Raw genomic sequence first — 15,730 nt, 5'->3', positions numbered from 1 at the left:
AACTGCGCGGCCACGGTCGGCCTGTCACGGCACGTGTGCAGCCGCGTGTGCAGGACTCCGCGGGCGGGGTGGCGGTTGTCCGTCTCCAGGGCTTCCGGCGATGTTCAGAAAGGAGGACAACCCGGACCCGGTGGAGTCCCCCTTCGGCATCGTTGGTGTCCTGGTGGCTTCTCCTTTCCCCTGCCCGGAGCTCCATGCTAGGGCGGGCCGAGTCGGTTGGCAGCCGCATCATCCGCACGGCACCACAAGGCCGTGCGGATGAGGATGTCCGGTCGATCTCGGGGCGGGAGCGCTCGTTGTCCATGGCATGGGACGGGCTGATCCGACTGATGCCGAGTGGGAGCGGCCGTGTCCGCTCCTGCCGGTCAGCAACGGGCCATGCAGGCGGTGGGTGTGATCACCGGCAGAGGATCGATGGGATTCCGTACCGTGCACGGACTGGGGTGCACTGGCGCGGCCATCCCGAAGGTTCCGGTCCGTGGAAGACCGTATACGTGATGGTCGCGGGCGCCGCGCCGGTACCGCATCAGGGCGGAGAGCGGGAAGGCCCGCAGCAGCCGGATCGCCAGCACGGTGAAGGCGACGGCCGCGACCCACAGGGGCCAGTCGCGCTCATCGGTGGCCAGCTGGTGGACCAGGGGCGGCAGCTCAAGACCCACCGCCGTCCGGCAAGGCCACGCCCATGTCGGCCGAATCGCCGGGCTCGGCGCCTCCTGGCGTGGGCATGGACGTCCAGGTCGACGGTGCCCCCGCCGCCTGCTCACGCCCGCGTGCCCCAGGTCTCGACGGTTCAACTCCGGCCCCTCTGAAGGCGGGCAGGGGAACGCTGCCCGATGACGCGTCGCCACCGGAGTCGGGCCGTCGGAGCGTGGAACGGGCGCGCACACGCGTCGTGCGCCGCGCTCCGAGCGGGTTCACAGTGGAAGAAAGCCGGCTGCGTGCACTTCGTGCGAGGACAGGCGGGAGACGTCTTGAGCTTCTGGCACCCGGGCCGTCCGCGGAGGAGTACTTCTCACGGACGTCGTCCCGGTCAAGTACGGCAGCGAGGCATGCGTGAGCCGCTCACTTCTCCAGCCGGCCCCTGAGGTGGGCCAGGAAGACTCGGCGAGCACGGCATGGACGTCACGGTGACTGAAGAGGGCCCCTTCCGGTTCCGCATCGACGGGCGGGGTGCCATGCGCGTGCCCGGTGTCGTCTTCGCCAGTCGTGGGCTGCTGCCCCAGGCGGCCGGTGACAGAGCGCTGGAGCAGGTGGTGAACGTGGCGACGCTGCCCGGCATCGTCCGTGCCTCCTTCGCCATGCCTGATGTGCACTGGGGGTACGGCTTTCCCATCGGCGGGGTCGCCGCCACGGACGTCAACGCGGGCGGAGTCGTCTCGCCGGGCGGCGTCGGCTTCGACATCTCCTGCGGTGTCCGGCTGCTGGCCGCCGGCATACAACAAGCCGAGCTGGCCCCTCACCTGGGCGAACTGATGGACATACTCGGGGACACCACCCCGCGCGGCATGGGACGCGGCGGGCTGTGGAAGTTGTCCGGACGCGCGCAGCTGGAGAAGCTGCTCACCGGCGGTGCCCGGTACGCGGTGGAACGCGGCCACGGCGTCCCGCGCGATCTGGATCGCTGCGAGGACCATGGAGCGCTGGCGGGTGCCGACCCGGATCAGGTCGGGCAGCGTGCGGTGGAGCGTGGGCTGCACCAGGTGGGCAGCCTCGGCTCGGGCAACCACTTCCTGGAAGTCCAGGTGGTGGACCGGGTCTACGACGCAAGGACGGCGACCGCCTTCGGCCTGCGGGCCGGCCAGGTCTGCGTGATGATCCACTGCGGCTCCCGCGGCCTCGGGCACCAGGTGTGCACCGATCACGTCCGGGTCATGGACGGCTCACTGCGCGCCTACGGCATCGAGGTCCCGGACCGGCAGCTGGCCTGCGCGCCCGTCGTCTCCCCACCCGGCCGCGACTACCTCGGGGCGATGGCCGCCGCCGCCAACTACGGCCGCGCCAACCGGCAACTGCTCACCGAGGCCGCACGCCGTGCGTTCACCGTCACCGCCGGTGTGAGCGTGGACCTGGTGTACGACGTCTCCCACAACATGGCCAAGATCGAGACCCACGAGGTAAACGGCGCTCCGCGCCGGCTGTGCGTCCACCGCAAGGGCGCCACCCTCGCCCTCCCGCCCGGTCACCCGGCCCTGCCGAAGGACCTTGCCGAGGTCGGCCAGCCCGTCCTCGTGCCCGGCACGATGGGCACCGCCTCGTACGTCATGGTCGGCACGCCCGCCAACGACGCGTTCTTCTCCGCCTGTCACGGCGCCGGCCGGGTGTGGAGCCGCCATCGGGCACTGCGCGAAGTCCGCGGGGAGCAGGTGCGTGACGCACTCGCGTCCCGAGGCATCGCCGTCCGGCCGTCCTCCTGGCGCGGTCTCGCGGAGGAGACCCCCGCCGCGTACAAGGACGTCGACGCGGTCGCCACCGCCACCGAAGGCGCCGGGTTGGCCCGGCTGGTCGCCCGGCTGACCCCGCTCGGCGTCGTCAAAGGATGAATCCAGGCGGTACGCGCGCATTGCGCCGCCGACAGGCAACCGTTGCCCACCGCGCCGGCAAACCGCCGGGGGCATCCGCCCGGGGCGCACCTGCCGGCCGGCGACCGCGCCACGGCGCATGCGTCGTGCGGCGAGACACCACCATCACCGAGGAGACCAGGGCCGACGTCCTGACCCGCGCCCTCGGCCCGGACCCCGCCTCGGTCGCGGTCCAGGTCACGCACGGACGGGTGGCGCTCAGCGGACTGAGGCGCACAGCGGGCCGATCCGACCGGTCTGCCGCCGGCCGAAGCGGCGGTAGGCAAGGCCGACAAGGGCGTGGAGACGGGGCGGTCACACGTCGAGGGTGACCGAGCACCGCCAACCATCCGGCCCGCGATCGAACGCCAGCTCGTGAAGGGTGGCTGCTTTCGGCGCAGCCCCCGTCACCGGAAGCGATCCGATGTCCGCCATGCGCAGCCGGGCCCGCAGCCCATCGCGGACGGTGGTCAGCTCCACCTCGACCGGAACCTCGTCGTGGGCGTCAAGCCAGTAGATGACCTCTTCCAACAGGGCCACCAGCAAGTCCTCGTTCGTGTCCCCGTGCACCACGACGTCCCGCTGGCGCACACCGGCCGCGCCCGCCAGGTCCAGGAAGGACTCGCAGACGCCCCGCACGGCCTGTGCCAGGCACACCTCACGAGTCGGGCCCCATGCCTCGACCCGCAGATCCGCGGTGTGTGGAACGTCGCGGTGCCCGCCGAGCTGCGCGGGGTCTTCCGGCCGAACCATTCCCGCCTCCCTCGTGTGACGGTCCGCCTCGGACCGGCGACCCGGCCGGGTCGGTGAGACGGCCGGCGGTCGCCGGGCTGCGGCCGAAGGCGTCCGGAAGCAGCCGGCCATAACCAACGATGAGATCTTCGACCCTCGCACCATGCCACGCGCTGCGTCCCCACGGCGAGTGGTACGGCGGTGACCGAGTGGCCGCACGTCCACCAGCCCAGGACCGGCGACATCGAGGTGATCGATCGATCGCCGAAACCACAGTCCGGAATCCGACCGGGCACCGCGACGCCCCGGCGACCACGCCGACAGACCCTCGGGTACCCCGGACGGGCCGGCCGGTCGGCTGGGCGCGGCCCGGGCGCCGGAGGTGTACTGGACGTACCGCGACGCCGTCGGTCGACGAACGAGGGAGCGGTCCGTGTCGCCATCGGATGCTGGAGCCCACCCGGCGAAACCCGATCGGGTGTTCGATCGCGAGGTCGAGTGGGCCGCTCTGGCTGACTTCGTGAGTGATCCGCGCCCCGGAGCCACGCTCGGACTGGTCTCGGGACAGCATCGGCAGGGCAAGACCTTCCTGCTGCAAGCCCTCGCCAAGGCCGCCGAAGGCTTCTATTTCGACGGGCAGGCGGTAGCAGAGGCCCAGACACTGCACCGCCTGGCAGAACGTTTCGCGGAGCACACCCGGGCGACGCGTCCACCGCGCTGGCAGCGCTGGGAGCATGCCGTGGACGCACTTCTGGCGCTGGGCGACCGGCGCCCGGTCCCCGTGATCATCGACGACTTCCCTGACCTGGTGGGCCCGAGCCCGGCACTGCCCTCCGTCATTCACGGTGCATACCGCCGTCTGCACGAGGTGCGTCAGCGCAACCGGGCCCGTCTCATCCTCAGCGGAGGGGCTCCATCCCTGATGCGGAGACTCTTCTCCGGCCCGTCCTCCCTGCACCGGCTCGCCTCGCTGGAACTCCTGGTTCAGCCCTTCGGCTTCCGCGAGGCGGCGCGATTCTGGGGCATCCGATCCCCACGGCTTGCCGTCCAGGTACATGCCGTCGTGGGCGGAACTCCCGCCTATCGAGGCGACCTTGTGTGTGGCGACGCCCCTGCCGGCCCGAATGACTTCGACGCCTGGGTGTGCAGAACCGTCCTCAACCCACGCGTCCCCCTGTTCTGGGAGGCGCGCAATCTGCTGGAGGAGGAGGCGGACCACGCGGACCGGGCGCTGTCCCACTCCGTACTGGTCGCGATCGCTGCCGGCCGCTCCACACCCGGCAGGATCGCCGAGCGCATCGGAGCTCAGCTGCCCGACGTGTCCCACACCCTGGCCATGCTGCGGAACACCGGTCTCCTGCGCGCAGAGTCCGACGCGTTCCGGCCCGCGCTGACGCGCTACCGCATTGTCGAGCCGCTTCTGGCCTTCGAGCACGCCGTCGCATGGCCCCATCGCGCCTTGATCGAGCAGGAGGACGCCGCCGCTGTGTGGCAACGCGTCCGCCCCACGTTCGACACCGCGGTTGCCGCGCCGCACTTCGCCCAGCAGTGCCGGGACTGGACCACCCAGTACGCCGCCCCCGACGCCTTCGGAGGGGAATTCAAGACAGCCGTGCGCGGCACCGTCTCCGGCCCTGCGGGGCACACCCCTCTCCATGTCGACGTGGCGGTACGAGGGAACGTCGAGGGGCGGCCCGGTGTCCTGCTCTCGGTCGGACTCGCCCGCTGGAACGGGACCATGGACATCCATCACCTGGAACGGCTGCGCTACGTTCTGTCCGTCCTCGGGGCTGCCGGCGAGGACGTCAACGGGGCCACGCCGGCGTGTTATAGCGGGGTCGGGTTCGGCCCGGAACTGCGGGCCGCGGAAGCCAGGGGAGAGGTCCTCCTGGTCGACGTCGACAGGCTTTACCACGGCGAGTGACCGACCGTAACGCGGTCAAGGGGTCATACGGCTGGACTCGGCGAAGCATGAACTGCGTTGCCACGGCGCGCAAGACGTCCGGATGGAGCGCCAACTACGGCTGTACGAAGGAGTGGGCGTACTCCTGCCCTACGCCGCCCCCACCTCGCCGTCCCATGGCCGGACGACCGGCGGCTCCGGCCGGGTTGGGCGAGCGTGTGGAAAGGTTCGCCCGGTGCTCAGCGGACCAGGACGTTCTCTCCTGCTCGTGGCACCACCCCAGTTCCCGGGCGATACGGTCCCGCAGCGCGACGGAGGCGTCCGGCTCGCCCTGCACCAGGTACGTGGTGTGGGGTGGCGAGGCGGCGCGCAGCCGGTCCACGATCTGCGCTGCGTCCGCGTGGGCCGAGAAGTGCGGCACGTTCGCCACCTCGGCACCTACGGGGAGGTACTCGCCGAACTCGACCGTCACCGGTCCCACCCCGCAAGTCGGTCACCGTACGCGCGCGCCAGACTGCGCACCGCCTCCGGAATCTGCCGTCCGAAGGTGCACGGGCTGGCTTCGGACATTACCCGCAGCAACCGCCCGTACTCCTCTCCGGGCTGAACGACGCGGAGGTCACCGGCATGGCCGGCGCTGTGGACGGGTCTACCGCGGCCGTCGTGCGCCGGCACGCCCAGGAGGCACTCAGCTCTGATCCGTGGTGCACGACCCGGCTGGGCCCTCCACCATGCTCCAGGCAACCGGTCCCAGGAGATCGCCCACCCGCTGGAAGACGTCCATGAGCAGGTCGTCCACGGTCAGCATGCCGACGGGCCGGTGCCCGTCCAGTACGGGCAGGCGGCGAACCCCGGAGTTGCGGAAAGCCCGGTATGCGTCGTAAACGTCGTCGGTCACATCCACCGTGATCACGGGCAGGGTCATCACCGCATCCACCCGCTCCTCTGCGTCCAGCCCCCTGGCCAGCATGCGCACCGCGAGGTCGCGGTCGGTGACGATGCCTTGCAGCCTCCCGCCGTCCGTGACCACCAGGCAACCAACCCCGTACTCTTCCATCTGGCGGGCCACTTCCCGCAGGTGCGTCCCGACCGGAACGGCCACCGCCGGAGCACTCATCAACTTTGAGACGTCCATCGGCCGGCTCCTTTCGGTTTCGACCACGATCTCCCTGGCGGAACGTGCGGTCGTGTACCCCACGAGCACGATGCGCGAAGGCGTCCTGGCACGTTCGGTCATGGCCCGTCCCGTGCGGGCGACGAGGAAGTCGGCGCTGTCCACCAGTGTATGTACTGAGGAGCAGGGCGGCCTCGTCACGACGAACGGCTGACCCTGACCCTTGTGGACAACAGGGGGCATCGTCCCCAAGAACAGCGGCTGCGCGACCTCGCCCAACGGACGGAGGACGCCAGTGGCGGAACTGCCGTCGGCGCGCGGACGGGCGGCGGCACCCGGCTCGTCTGGTCGGTGCCCGTCCCCGGGTGGCACCAGTTCCCGTCGTCATTGAAAGGCCGCGTGAATTTCCTGCTCGGTCGCGGTGTGGGAGACAAGGAGCAGCTCGTCACCGGGGCGGAGCCGTACCTCGGGGGTGGGGACGGTGGGCTGGCCTTCGCGGATGACGGTGGCGATGACGGTGCCGGCGGGGAGTGCCACATCGGCGAGGGTCCGTCCGGCTGCACGGGATTGTGTCGTGATCGCGGTTTCGATGACGTTGACGCCTGCCTTGCTGAGGCGGAGCAGTGCGACGGTGTCGGTGGCGCCGGTGGCCTCCTCGATGAGGGAGATCAGTGGGGTTGCGGCGGGTACGGGGACGTCGACGCCCCAGCGGTGGTCGAACAGCCAGGTGTTCTCTGTGTCGTTGACGCGGGCGGCGACCCGCGGAACCGCGAACCGGCGCTTGGCGAGCAGACTGATGAGGAGGTTGTCCGCATCGTCGCCGGTGGCGGCGATGACGACGTCGGCGGTGAGGGCTCCGGCGTGCTCGAGGAAATCGGCCTGGCAGGCGTCCCCGGCCTCCAGGCGTATGGTGAGGCGGCTTACGAGTTCGGCGATGCGGTCCTCGTCGCGGTCGACGAGAGTGACCTCGTTCTGGGCCGCGGAGAGCACCTGGGCGATCTGGGTGCCCAGTCGGCCTGCGCCGGCGATGAGGGCTTTCACGTCCCGAGCTCCTTGTCGAGAAAGCCGCGCAGGCGGCCGAGGGCGGTGGCTGCGACGGCGAAGGTGACCAGGTCGCCAGGTTCGGCGGGGGTGTGGTGCGCGGGCACCAGCGAGCGGCCCGCCCGGGTGACCTCCACGACGCGGATCTCGCCGTCGACGTCGAACTCGGTCAGTCGCCGCCCGGTGAGGTAGGCGGGCAACTCGGAGCGGAGCAGCAGGGTTTCTCCGTTGCCGAAGGAGAGCTCCGGCGTGAGATGGCGGTGCAGCAGCATCTGGTGGATCCGATGCACCGTCCAGCGGACACTGGCGACGGTGGGAATGCCCAGTTCGCGATAGATGTCGGCGTGGGCCGGGTCGCAGATACGGGCGAGCACGAGGGGAACCCGGTAGGTCTCCTTGGCGGTCCGCGCGCTGACGATGTTGCTGCTGTCCGTGGAGGTGACGGCCACGAACGCGTCGGCATGCTCGATTCCGGCGACCGCAAGTACCGTACGGCTGAAGCCGTTTCCTTCGTGGAACCGGCCGGGGAAGCCGGCAGGCAGCAGTCTGTGGGCCTTGGCCGAGCGGTCGATGATCCGCACGTCGTGGCCTTCGACGGCGAGTTGGGCGGCCAGTCTGGCTCCTACCCGTCCGCAACCGACGATGATTACTCTCATCGCTCTCCTCCCTTCCCTCCCAAGGGCCTCACGGTTCGCTGTTGCCGCAGCCACCACTTACGGGATTCCTCGGCGGCCAGCAGCAGCGCGCCGAAAGCCGCCAGGACCGCCCAGTCGGCAGCGGCCAGCGGGGCGGTGTGGAAGACGGCCTGTAGCGCGGGCAGATAGCTGATCGCTGCCATGAGGCCGATGCCGAAACACCCCGCGGCCAGCAGCCAGGGGTTGGACAGCAGCCCGATGCGCAAGACGCTCTGCCGGTCGGTGCGCACCGCCAGAGCGTTGAAGAACTGGCTGACCACAATCCCGGCCTGGACCTTGGTGATCGCCTCCCGGTAGACGGCGTCGTGCTCGGTGAAGTGCGAGTAAGGGATCCCGGAGGCGTGGATGTGCCAGAAGAAGACGACGCACACGCCGAGTGCCTGGATGCCGCCGAGGAACAGGATGCGTCCCATCACCGTGGGCGCGAACAGCCGTTCGTCACGGGAGCGTGGCGGGCGGTCCATGACGTCGGGTTCGGGCGGCTCGGCCCCCAGAGCCAGGGCAGGCAGGACGTCCGAGCCGAGGTCGATTGCGAGGATCTGCACGGCGGTGATCGGAACGAGCGGGAATCCCGCGAACGTCGCGGCCAGGATCGGGACGAGCTCGGCGATGTTGTGACTGAAGAGGTAGATCAGGAACTTGCGGATGTTCTGGTAGACGGAACGGCCGAGCCTCACCGCCGTGGCGATGGAGGCGAACGAGTCGTCCAGCAGCACCATGACCGCCGCCTCCCTGGCGACATCGGTTCCCGAGGCTCCCATCGCCACACCGATGTCCGCGTGCTTGAGGGCCGGCGCGTCGTTGGCGCCGTCGCCGGTCACCGCAACCACCTCACCGCGCCGCTGGAAGGCAGTGACCACCCGCATCTTGTGCTCGGGGCTGACCCGGCACAGCAGCAGTTCCCCGGACTCGGCGAGCAGCGTGTCCAACGCGCCGTCGTCGAGGACGTCGAGGCGGGGACCGGTGACGACAGTGGGGGCGGCCTGCCGCACGATACCCACGCGGCGGGCGACGGCCTCGGCCGTCAGCGGGTGGTCGCCGGTGACCATGACGATACGGATTCCGGCGTGCCGGCAGGCGTTGACCGCGTCGCTGACCTCCGGCCGCGGCGGGTCCTGCATGCCGACCAGGCCCAGCAGCGTGAGCCCGGATTCGGCCTCGTCCTGCGCGGGGCCGGGGTCGGTCGCCGGCCGCCACGCTACCGCCAGCACCCGAAGTCCTTGGGAGGCCAGTTCGTCGTTGGCCGCGATGACTTCGGCGCGCAGTTCGTCTCTTGCTGGTCGCCGCTCGCCCCTCCAGTCGATGTCGGTGCAGCGGGCGAGCAGTTCTTGCGGGGCGCCTTTGACGTGCACACGAAAGATCTCGCCGTTCGGAGCCCGGTGCACGGTGCTCATCAGCTTGCGGACCGAGTCGAACGGATACTCCGTCACGCGCGGCGCGGCCGCCTCCTCGGCGGCCGGATCGATACCGGCCTTGCCCGCCGCGACGAGCAACGCCCCCTCGGTGGTGTCGCCGAGTACCCGCCAACCCTCGCGCCCGGAGGGCGGGACCAGCCGGGCGTTGCAGCAGAGTGCCGCCACCCGGAGCAGTTCGCGCACGGGCGGCGCCGGATCGGTGACCTCGCCGACCGGCGCGTAGCCCACCCCCGAGACGGGATGCGACGCGCCGTCGGCCCACACCTGTGTGACGGTCATCTCCGCCTGCGTCAGCGTCCCGGTCTTGTCGGTGCACACGACCGTGGTGGAGCCCAGTGCCTCCACCGCCAGCAGTTTCTTGACCAGAGCATGCTGCCGCGCCATGCGCCGTACGCCGATCGCCAGCGACACCGACAGCGTCGCGGGCAGGCCCTCCGGCACCAAGGCGACCATCACCCCGAGCGCGAACACGAAGGTTTCCACGAACGGCTGCCCGGCAGGTACGCGTACCGCGAACAGGGCTGCCCCGATCGCCAGTGCCACTCCCGCCACCCGGCGGGCCATCGAGCCCACCTGGCGTTGCAACGGGGTCTTCTGCCTCGGCGCCGCCGCGGCGAGCCGGAAGATCCGCCCGAACTCGGTCGCCGCGCCGGTGGCGAACACCACGGCCTTCGCGGACCCGGCGACGACATCCGTGCCCATGAAAACGCAGTTACGCGCCTCCAGCAGCGGCCCGGCCCGCACCGGGTCGCCGCTGCAGCCGACTGCGTCGCTCTCGCCCGTCAGCGCCGCGTTGTTCACCGAGACCTCGTGCGCCTCCACCAGGCGGCAGTCCGCCGACACCGCGTCCCCGGCCTCCAGGACGACGACGTCGCCCGGCACCAGTTCACGCGCGGGCAGCTCCCAGCGCTCCCCGTCGCGCAGTACCCGGCAGGTGTGCGGCACCATCGCCTGCAGCGACTGCGCGGTCCGCTCGGCGGAGTACTCCTGACCGAAACCGATGGCCGCGTTCAGCACCACGACGCCGAGAATGGCCACGGCCAGTCGGAAGGTGCCCGGATCCCGGGGCTGTTGCAGCCCGTAGGCCAGAAAAGTGATCGCCGACGCGACGAGCAGGACGACCGCGAACAGATCCGTGAACTGCGCAGCCAACTGCTGCCACAGGGGTCGAGGGCGTGCGTGCGGCAGCTCGTTGGGGCCGTAGCGGTCCCGCCTCGCCGTCACCTCAGCCGCGGTGAGCCCACGCGGCGAGGTGTCCAGCGCGGCGAAGACCTCCCCCGGCGGCACAGTCTGCAGGAGGGGGCCAGCCGGGCCGGTTGCGGCGACGGACTCCCGGCCGCCGTCACCGGGAGTCAGGAGCCGGGCCATGCCGTGTGCGGTGCCGGGGTCCCCGTGCGGCGGTGAGCTCGTACTCGGGGCGGGCCCCCAGCGTCTCCACCCGGGCCCGCGGCTCCGCCCACCGCGCCGCCCCCGGCGGCTTCATGATCAAGCACCGACCCGAGTCTCGGCCCGGCGGGAGCGCTCTGCCGAGGAGGCCAGCGGTGGGGTGGGCAAGCTCGCGTCCTCGTGCAGACCGGCCAGCCACTCCCGCAGCGCATCTTGGGCTGTGTACCGGGGCGTCCAGTCCAGTTCCCGCTGCGCCCGCGACGTATCCATGATCGGGAAGTGCAGGACGGCGTCGAACAGGGACGGAGGCGTGCGCAGTAGATGCGTGCGCCAGGCGGCGGAGACCGCGGCCCGAGCCGGCCAGCCCGGCATCGGGAAAGTGCGTGCGCTGAACATCTCTCCCAACATGGCCGCGTCCACGACCGGTTCGGCCGCCAGGTTGAACGCGCCGTGGACCGTGCGCACGGTGGCCTGTCGGAATGCCCCGGCCGCATCGTCGGTGTGCAGGGCCTGGTACCGCATGCCGGGGATGTCCGGGAACGCGGGCATGCGCTCCGGACGGGTCAGGTGCTTGGGCACCAACGGGCCGCGGAAGAGGCGGTGCTGCTCGCCTGCGGATTCGCGCTTGAGCATGAAGCCGGGCCGCAACCGCACCACCCGGATCTTGGGGTGTTGGAGTTCGAAGGCGTCCAGGACACGCTCGACGTACGCCTTCTCCCGGCACAGCATCGACTCCGGCCAACCGTCGGTGGGCCAGGACTCGTCCACGGCACGGTCCTTGGGTCCGGGCGAGTAGGCTCCGACGAAGGACGCGTAGATCAGGGTGGGAACGCCGACTGCAGCCGCGGCCTCGAAGACCCGAGTGCTGCCCCGCACGTTCGTGCGCCAGGTCGTCGCCGGGTGGTGCGTGGGCTGGAACAGCCACGCCAGGTGGATGACGGCGTCGGCGCCGACGAAGTGATCGGCCAGGTCCGTGCTGTCGTCCGCGATGTCCACGCTCGCCCACCTGGTCTTCGTCGGAGACCACCGCGGGAGCCGTCGGGCCAGCCCCAGGATCGATGCGATGCCCGGCTCCGCACCGAGTGCCAGGATGACGCTCGTGCCTACGTTGCCGGTGGCCCCGACGACCACCACCCGCATACCAGAAGATGCCATGGGTACCGCCCGCCTTCCGGCGTGAGGTGAAAAACTCGCGCTCACCCCCCCCTTACCGCCACCGTAAGACGACAGCGCCGGCATCGCACGATCTGCCCCGGAGGCCGCACGTCTCCGCGGGCGGTCCGAGCCCCGCACCTGTGCGGCGACTTGCTTTCTCGCGGCACGCGTCGCGTCGGCAGCCCGTGAGCATCTGTCGAGTGAAGAGCACTCCGTTCCGTACGGGGCCGCTGCGCCGGGACCCCGGTGTCAGAAGCGGTCAGCGCGCTCACCAGCACGGCCGGCGGCAGCCAGCGCCCTGCACAGGGGTCACTGGTGCCTCGGTGAAAGCCATCCAGGCCCAGCCGCCACCGTCCCAGTACATCACCGTGCTCACCTCCCCGGCTCTTCCTTCAGCTTCCGCGCGGAGCAAGCCCAGACACCAGGGCCCTTCGGCCCCGCCCACGGGCCACTCGGGCATGCCCATCGACCAGGCAGAGCAGCAGCGCACCGTGTGCTCGGGATGCCCCGCCGGTAGAACCGCAGACCGGACAGCCGCGGTTGCGGGGCAGGGCGGGGGTTATGGCTGTGGCGTACCTCGCGTGTCATCGACATCGAAGCCGAGGTGGTTCGTGATGTCGACGACGCCGTCGACGCCTTCACACAGACGTATCGCGATGGGAACGAGACTGCTGTGCGGCACCCTCCCACCGAGCGTCACCCGTCCGTCCGTGACCTGGACCGTGACCGAGGCGGGGTCCAGGCCGAGGGTTCGGGTCAGGACGTCGGCCCTGATCTCCTCCGCGATGGTGATATCCCGCCGCAGGAAGACGTGCAGCAGGTCGGACCGGCTGATGATGCCCACCAGTCGGTCGGCGTCGTCCACGACGGGCAGCCGTTTGACCCGGTGGCGGGCCATGGCGCGGGCCGCCTCCACCGCCGACCACTGCGGCCGTGCCGTGATGGCCGGGCTGGTCATCAGCCCCTCGGCGGTCAGTGCATGTGCCTTGGCGCGGTCCCCGGGCGGCAGGTGCGCCTCGGGCTGATGCCCGCCTGGATCCGGCTGGCTCTGCTGTTTGCGCAGCAGGTCCGCCTCCGACACCACGCCGATCGGGCGGTCCTCGTTGTCGACGACCGGGACCGCCGTGACGTCGTGCTCTGCGAGATGCTGGGCGATGTCCTTGAAGCCCGTGTCACGCCGCACGCTCACCACAGCCGTCGTCATGAGGTCTCCGACCTTCCGGTGCAGCATGTGCCCGCTCCTTCCTCACGTGCTGAGGGCGCACGTTCTCCCTTCACTGTCCGCCCGGTGCGGAGCCGGTGCATCGCCGACGCCTTCCGGGCACGTCAGGCAGGGAAGACGCGGCGCACACCCTCGAAGGTCCCACCGATCGGAGCAGCTCGGGGATTGCTCGGAGCGGGTTGGCAGCCAGAACTGCAGGTCCACGGACAGCCGCGGCGAAAGTAGCCACGGTTCGCGATTGCCGACTGCTGGTGCGACGTGCCATCCGGCTGTTGTTCCGGATCAACGACCCATGACACGAAGGCATTTGACTGGTGCCCCTGCCGAGCAGCTGGCGGCCGGGCCACCGCTGTGGCGCTCGCTCTGACATCACACCGCGGCTGCGCGTCCTGGAGCTTTGACGGGGTGCCTGCGGGGGATCTCCGGCTCGGCCGAGCCTGGAGACGCACGACGACGCGCCTGCGTCGTAGCCCCCCACGGCGGAACGTGCAGGTCAGAGTGGCACTGCGCCGGTCGGTGAACCAATGCGGCAACTGAACCGCAGGGCGGGCTGAAGGCCCCCGAAGGCGGCCGGCGCGAAGCTTCTCCACTACGGCCTTGGCGCCACCCCGCTCGTGGGCGACCCAGGCCAGGGATGGGACGCTATGGCAGTCGTCTCTTACCCAGCCGGCAGAGCTTCGCCAACATGGTCACCCAGCCGGGATACCCCATCCGGCTACGTGCCGGAGCCGTCCTCGAAACAGCACTCCAACCCACCATCGATGCACCAGGGATGAACTGGTCCGGTTGACAAGGTCGGGGATGGTCAGGCCACCTGCCCTGCACGTGCCCTCAGCCGCATGCGGTCACGGCCTGGAAGTCGGGATGCGCCGGTGGTCGGGATGCTCAGGTACGCAAAAACGGGTGTCGCTCGCCTGGCTTCCCTGAAACGGTCTGGATGTGACCATGTTGTTCCTGACGGTCGGCCTGCCAGAGGCCGGAAAGACCACGAGAGCTCGGCAGCTCGCCGAGGAGCACGGCGTGCTGCGCCTGACGCCCGACGACTGGATGATTCCCCTGTTCGGCAAGGCGGAGGCGGACGGCAAGCGCGACGTACTGGAGGGGCGCATGCTCTGGCTCGCCTTGGAGGCGGTCAAGCTGGCCACCAACATGGTGGTGGACTACGGCTGTTGGTACCGGGACGATCGATCCGCGATCCGCTGGCTGGTGGAGGCCGAAGGCGCCTGCTTGCACCTGGTCTACCTGCCGGTGAACGAGGAGTCCCAACGCGCCCGGGTCGCCCATCGCCGGGCGACCGCCCCCGAGGAGACGTTCCCAATGACCGAGACCGACATCCTGCACGGGCGGGCGCACTTCGAGGAGCGCGATGCGGCGGAGCTGCACCAGGAATTGCGTGGGGATGTGGAGCAGCAGGGTGCCGGCCTGAGAACGTGGTAGCGCCCTGCCGTACCCGGACCACGTCCTGCACCCACCGCACGTCGAGACACCCCCTGCTGGCGGGGGCATGCTGGAGGGGGCGAGACTTGGAGGTGCAGCCGGGAGATGATGACGGCCCCAGCAGAACCGTGCCGACCGGTCGTGGTCGGTGTCGCCCCGGATACCTCCAAGCGGATGGCTCTGGCCTGGGCAGCGGACGAGGCGGCCCTGCGGCAGGTGCCCTTGCAGCTGGTCCACGCCGTGACAGGGCCTACCGGCGGCTATGGGAATGAGGCCGGGGATCAAGTGGTCAAGGAGGCGGTGGCCTTTGCCCATGCGCGGCAGCCGCGGGTGGAGCTCTCCAGTCTGCTGGCCGAGGGGAAGCCGGCATGGGTGCTTCAGGAGGAGGCTCAGGACGCCGCCATGGTGGTGCTGGGCTCCTACCACCTGAGCCGGGTCCAGGAGGTGTTCGGCCCGCTTTCGGTCGCGCTGCCGGTGATGGCGCACGCCCGCTGTCCCGTGGTCGTGGTGCCCGAACCCGAACACCTCACTCAGCAGCCCCGTTATTTCGTCGTCGGGGTCGACGGCAGTGCGCACTCGGCGGCCGCCGTCGACGTCGCTTCCCAGGAGGCCGCCCTGCATGGCGCCGTCCTGCGAGCACTGTATGTAAGGCATCCGCACCGGCTCGGCGTACTGGAAGAGCTCGCGACGGAGCAGGAATGCCGCAGCCTGCTGGCCGAGACCGTGGCCGGCCGTGCCGAGTCCTGGCCCGAGGTGGAAGTGCACCACGAAGTTGTCACCGGCCATCCCGTGGAGGAGCTCGCCAATGCGTCCGCCCATGCGCTGGGCTTGGTGATGGGAACGCGGGGGCTCGGCGGCTTCACCGGCATGCTGCTGGGTTCGGTGAGCCAGGGTGTGCTCCACTACGCGCGCTGCCCCGTCATCGCCGTGCCGCTTCCCGGACAACCGGCGCGTGAACATGAGTACGCGTCCGCCGCACGCTGATCGACGAGGGGACAGGCACGGTCGAGACATCTGACTCTGATCCGTCGGACGTCGACTTCAACGCTCTCTACTGACTTCAGCTCGTTGG

At 70.3% G+C, this 15,730-nt stretch carries 13 protein-coding genes; 4 read left to right on the top strand and 9 right to left on the bottom strand.

From position 1 onward, the window contains the following. Window positions 1–365: 365 nt before the first annotated feature. Window positions 366–659, bottom strand: coding sequence for a hypothetical protein (locus CG747_RS50430; RefSeq protein ID WP_257981146.1), 294 nt, complete (start codon window positions 657–659; stop codon window positions 366–368). Window positions 660–1,127: 468 nt separating this feature from the next. On the opposite strand from CG747_RS50430, the gene CG747_RS43430 reads away from it, so the two are divergent. Next, on the top strand, window positions 1,128–2,540 hold the full coding sequence (locus CG747_RS43430; protein ID WP_308303850.1) for an RtcB family protein: 1,413 nt from the start codon (window positions 1,128–1,130) through the stop codon (window positions 2,538–2,540). Window positions 2,541–2,873: 333 nt separating this feature from the next. Here the strand turns inward: CG747_RS43430 and CG747_RS43425 are convergent, their stop codons facing one another. Beyond that, the gene (locus tag CG747_RS43425; RefSeq protein ID WP_100607401.1) at window positions 2,874–3,311 is read right to left on the bottom strand and encodes an archease; all 438 of its coding nucleotides are present in this window, start codon (window positions 3,309–3,311) and stop codon (window positions 2,874–2,876) included. 499 nt (window positions 3,312–3,810) lie between these two features. On the opposite strand from CG747_RS43425, the gene CG747_RS43420 reads away from it, so the two are divergent. Continuing rightward, the gene (locus CG747_RS43420; RefSeq protein ID WP_308303849.1) at window positions 3,811–5,214 is read left to right on the top strand and encodes an ArsR family transcriptional regulator; all 1,404 of its coding nucleotides are present in this window, start codon (window positions 3,811–3,813) and stop codon (window positions 5,212–5,214) included. A 94-nt stretch (window positions 5,215–5,308) separates the two neighbouring features. On the opposite strand, the gene CG747_RS43415 is transcribed toward CG747_RS43420, so the two are convergent. From CG747_RS43415 to CG747_RS43385, 7 genes are all read right to left on the bottom strand, one after another. Continuing rightward, a complete protein-coding gene (locus CG747_RS43415; protein WP_257981145.1) occupies window positions 5,309–5,665 on the bottom strand; it encodes an MBL fold metallo-hydrolase RNA specificity domain-containing protein in 357 nt (118 codons plus the stop codon). 216 nt (window positions 5,666–5,881) lie between these two features. Then, entirely contained in the window at window positions 5,882–6,472 is a 591-nt protein-coding gene (locus tag CG747_RS43410; RefSeq protein WP_257981144.1) for a cyclic nucleotide-binding/CBS domain-containing protein, read from the bottom strand. Window positions 6,473–6,691: 219 nt separating this feature from the next. Then, entirely contained in the window at window positions 6,692–7,348 is a 657-nt protein-coding gene (locus tag CG747_RS43405) for a TrkA family potassium uptake protein (protein WP_100607399.1), read from the bottom strand. Then, window positions 7,345–8,004, bottom strand: coding sequence for a TrkA family potassium uptake protein (locus CG747_RS43400; RefSeq protein ID WP_100607398.1), 660 nt, complete (start codon window positions 8,002–8,004; stop codon window positions 7,345–7,347). Before CG747_RS43400 ends, CG747_RS43405 begins: the two co-directional genes overlap by 4 nt. Next, window positions 8,001–10,826, bottom strand: a complete 2,826-nt coding sequence (locus tag CG747_RS43395; protein WP_100607397.1) for a cation-transporting P-type ATPase — start codon at window positions 10,824–10,826, stop codon at window positions 8,001–8,003. Before CG747_RS43395 ends, CG747_RS43400 begins: the two co-directional genes overlap by 4 nt. A gap of 117 nt (window positions 10,827–10,943) precedes the next feature. Further along, window positions 10,944–11,999, bottom strand: a complete 1,056-nt coding sequence (locus CG747_RS43390; RefSeq protein WP_100607396.1) for an NAD-dependent epimerase/dehydratase family protein — start codon at window positions 11,997–11,999, stop codon at window positions 10,944–10,946. A 559-nt stretch (window positions 12,000–12,558) separates the two neighbouring features. Continuing rightward, window positions 12,559–13,230 carry a CBS domain-containing protein gene (locus CG747_RS43385; protein ID WP_100607395.1) on the bottom strand — a complete coding sequence of 224 codons (672 nt, stop codon included), beginning with the start codon at window positions 13,228–13,230 and terminating at the stop codon, window positions 12,559–12,561. 930 nt (window positions 13,231–14,160) lie between these two features. Between CG747_RS43385 and CG747_RS43380 the strand changes: the two genes are divergently transcribed. Together CG747_RS43380 and CG747_RS43375 are read left to right on the top strand one after the other, a co-directional pair. Next, entirely contained in the window at window positions 14,161–14,658 is a 498-nt protein-coding gene (locus tag CG747_RS43380) for an AAA family ATPase (protein ID WP_100607394.1), read from the top strand. A 108-nt stretch (window positions 14,659–14,766) separates the two neighbouring features. Beyond that, entirely contained in the window at window positions 14,767–15,642 is an 876-nt protein-coding gene (locus tag CG747_RS43375) for a universal stress protein (protein WP_100607434.1), read from the top strand. Window positions 15,643–15,730 lie beyond the last annotated feature (88 nt).

The organism is Streptomyces sp. CB02959 (assembly GCF_002803155.1).
In the GTDB taxonomy this organism is placed as follows: domain Bacteria; phylum Actinomycetota; class Actinomycetes; order Streptomycetales; family Streptomycetaceae; genus Streptomyces.
Note: the sequence above shows the minus strand (reverse complement) of the source record. Positions and strands in the feature narration are given on the sequence as shown.

What these genes read in the sequence shown, in the direction of transcription:
- CG747_RS43425 (WP_100607401.1), bottom strand. Translation starts at nt 3,311, where the DNA reads ATGGTTCGGCCGGAAGACCCCGCGCAGCTCGGCGGGCACCGCGACGTT.
- CG747_RS43400 (WP_100607398.1), bottom strand. Translation starts at nt 8,004, where the DNA reads ATGAGAGTAATCATCGTCGGTTGCGGACGGGTAGGAGCCAGACTGGCC.
- CG747_RS43395 (WP_100607397.1), bottom strand. Translation starts at nt 10,826, where the DNA reads ATGGCCCGGCTCCTGACTCCCGGTGACGGCGGCCGGGAGTCCGTCGCC.
- CG747_RS43390 (WP_100607396.1), bottom strand. Translation starts at nt 11,999, where the DNA reads ATGGCATCTTCTGGTATGCGGGTGGTGGTCGTCGGGGCCACCGGCAAC.
- CG747_RS43385 (WP_100607395.1), bottom strand. Translation starts at nt 13,230, where the DNA reads ATGCTGCACCGGAAGGTCGGAGACCTCATGACGACGGCTGTGGTGAGC.
- CG747_RS43375 (WP_100607434.1), top strand. Translation starts at nt 14,767, where the DNA reads ATGACGGCCCCAGCAGAACCGTGCCGACCGGTCGTGGTCGGTGTCGCC.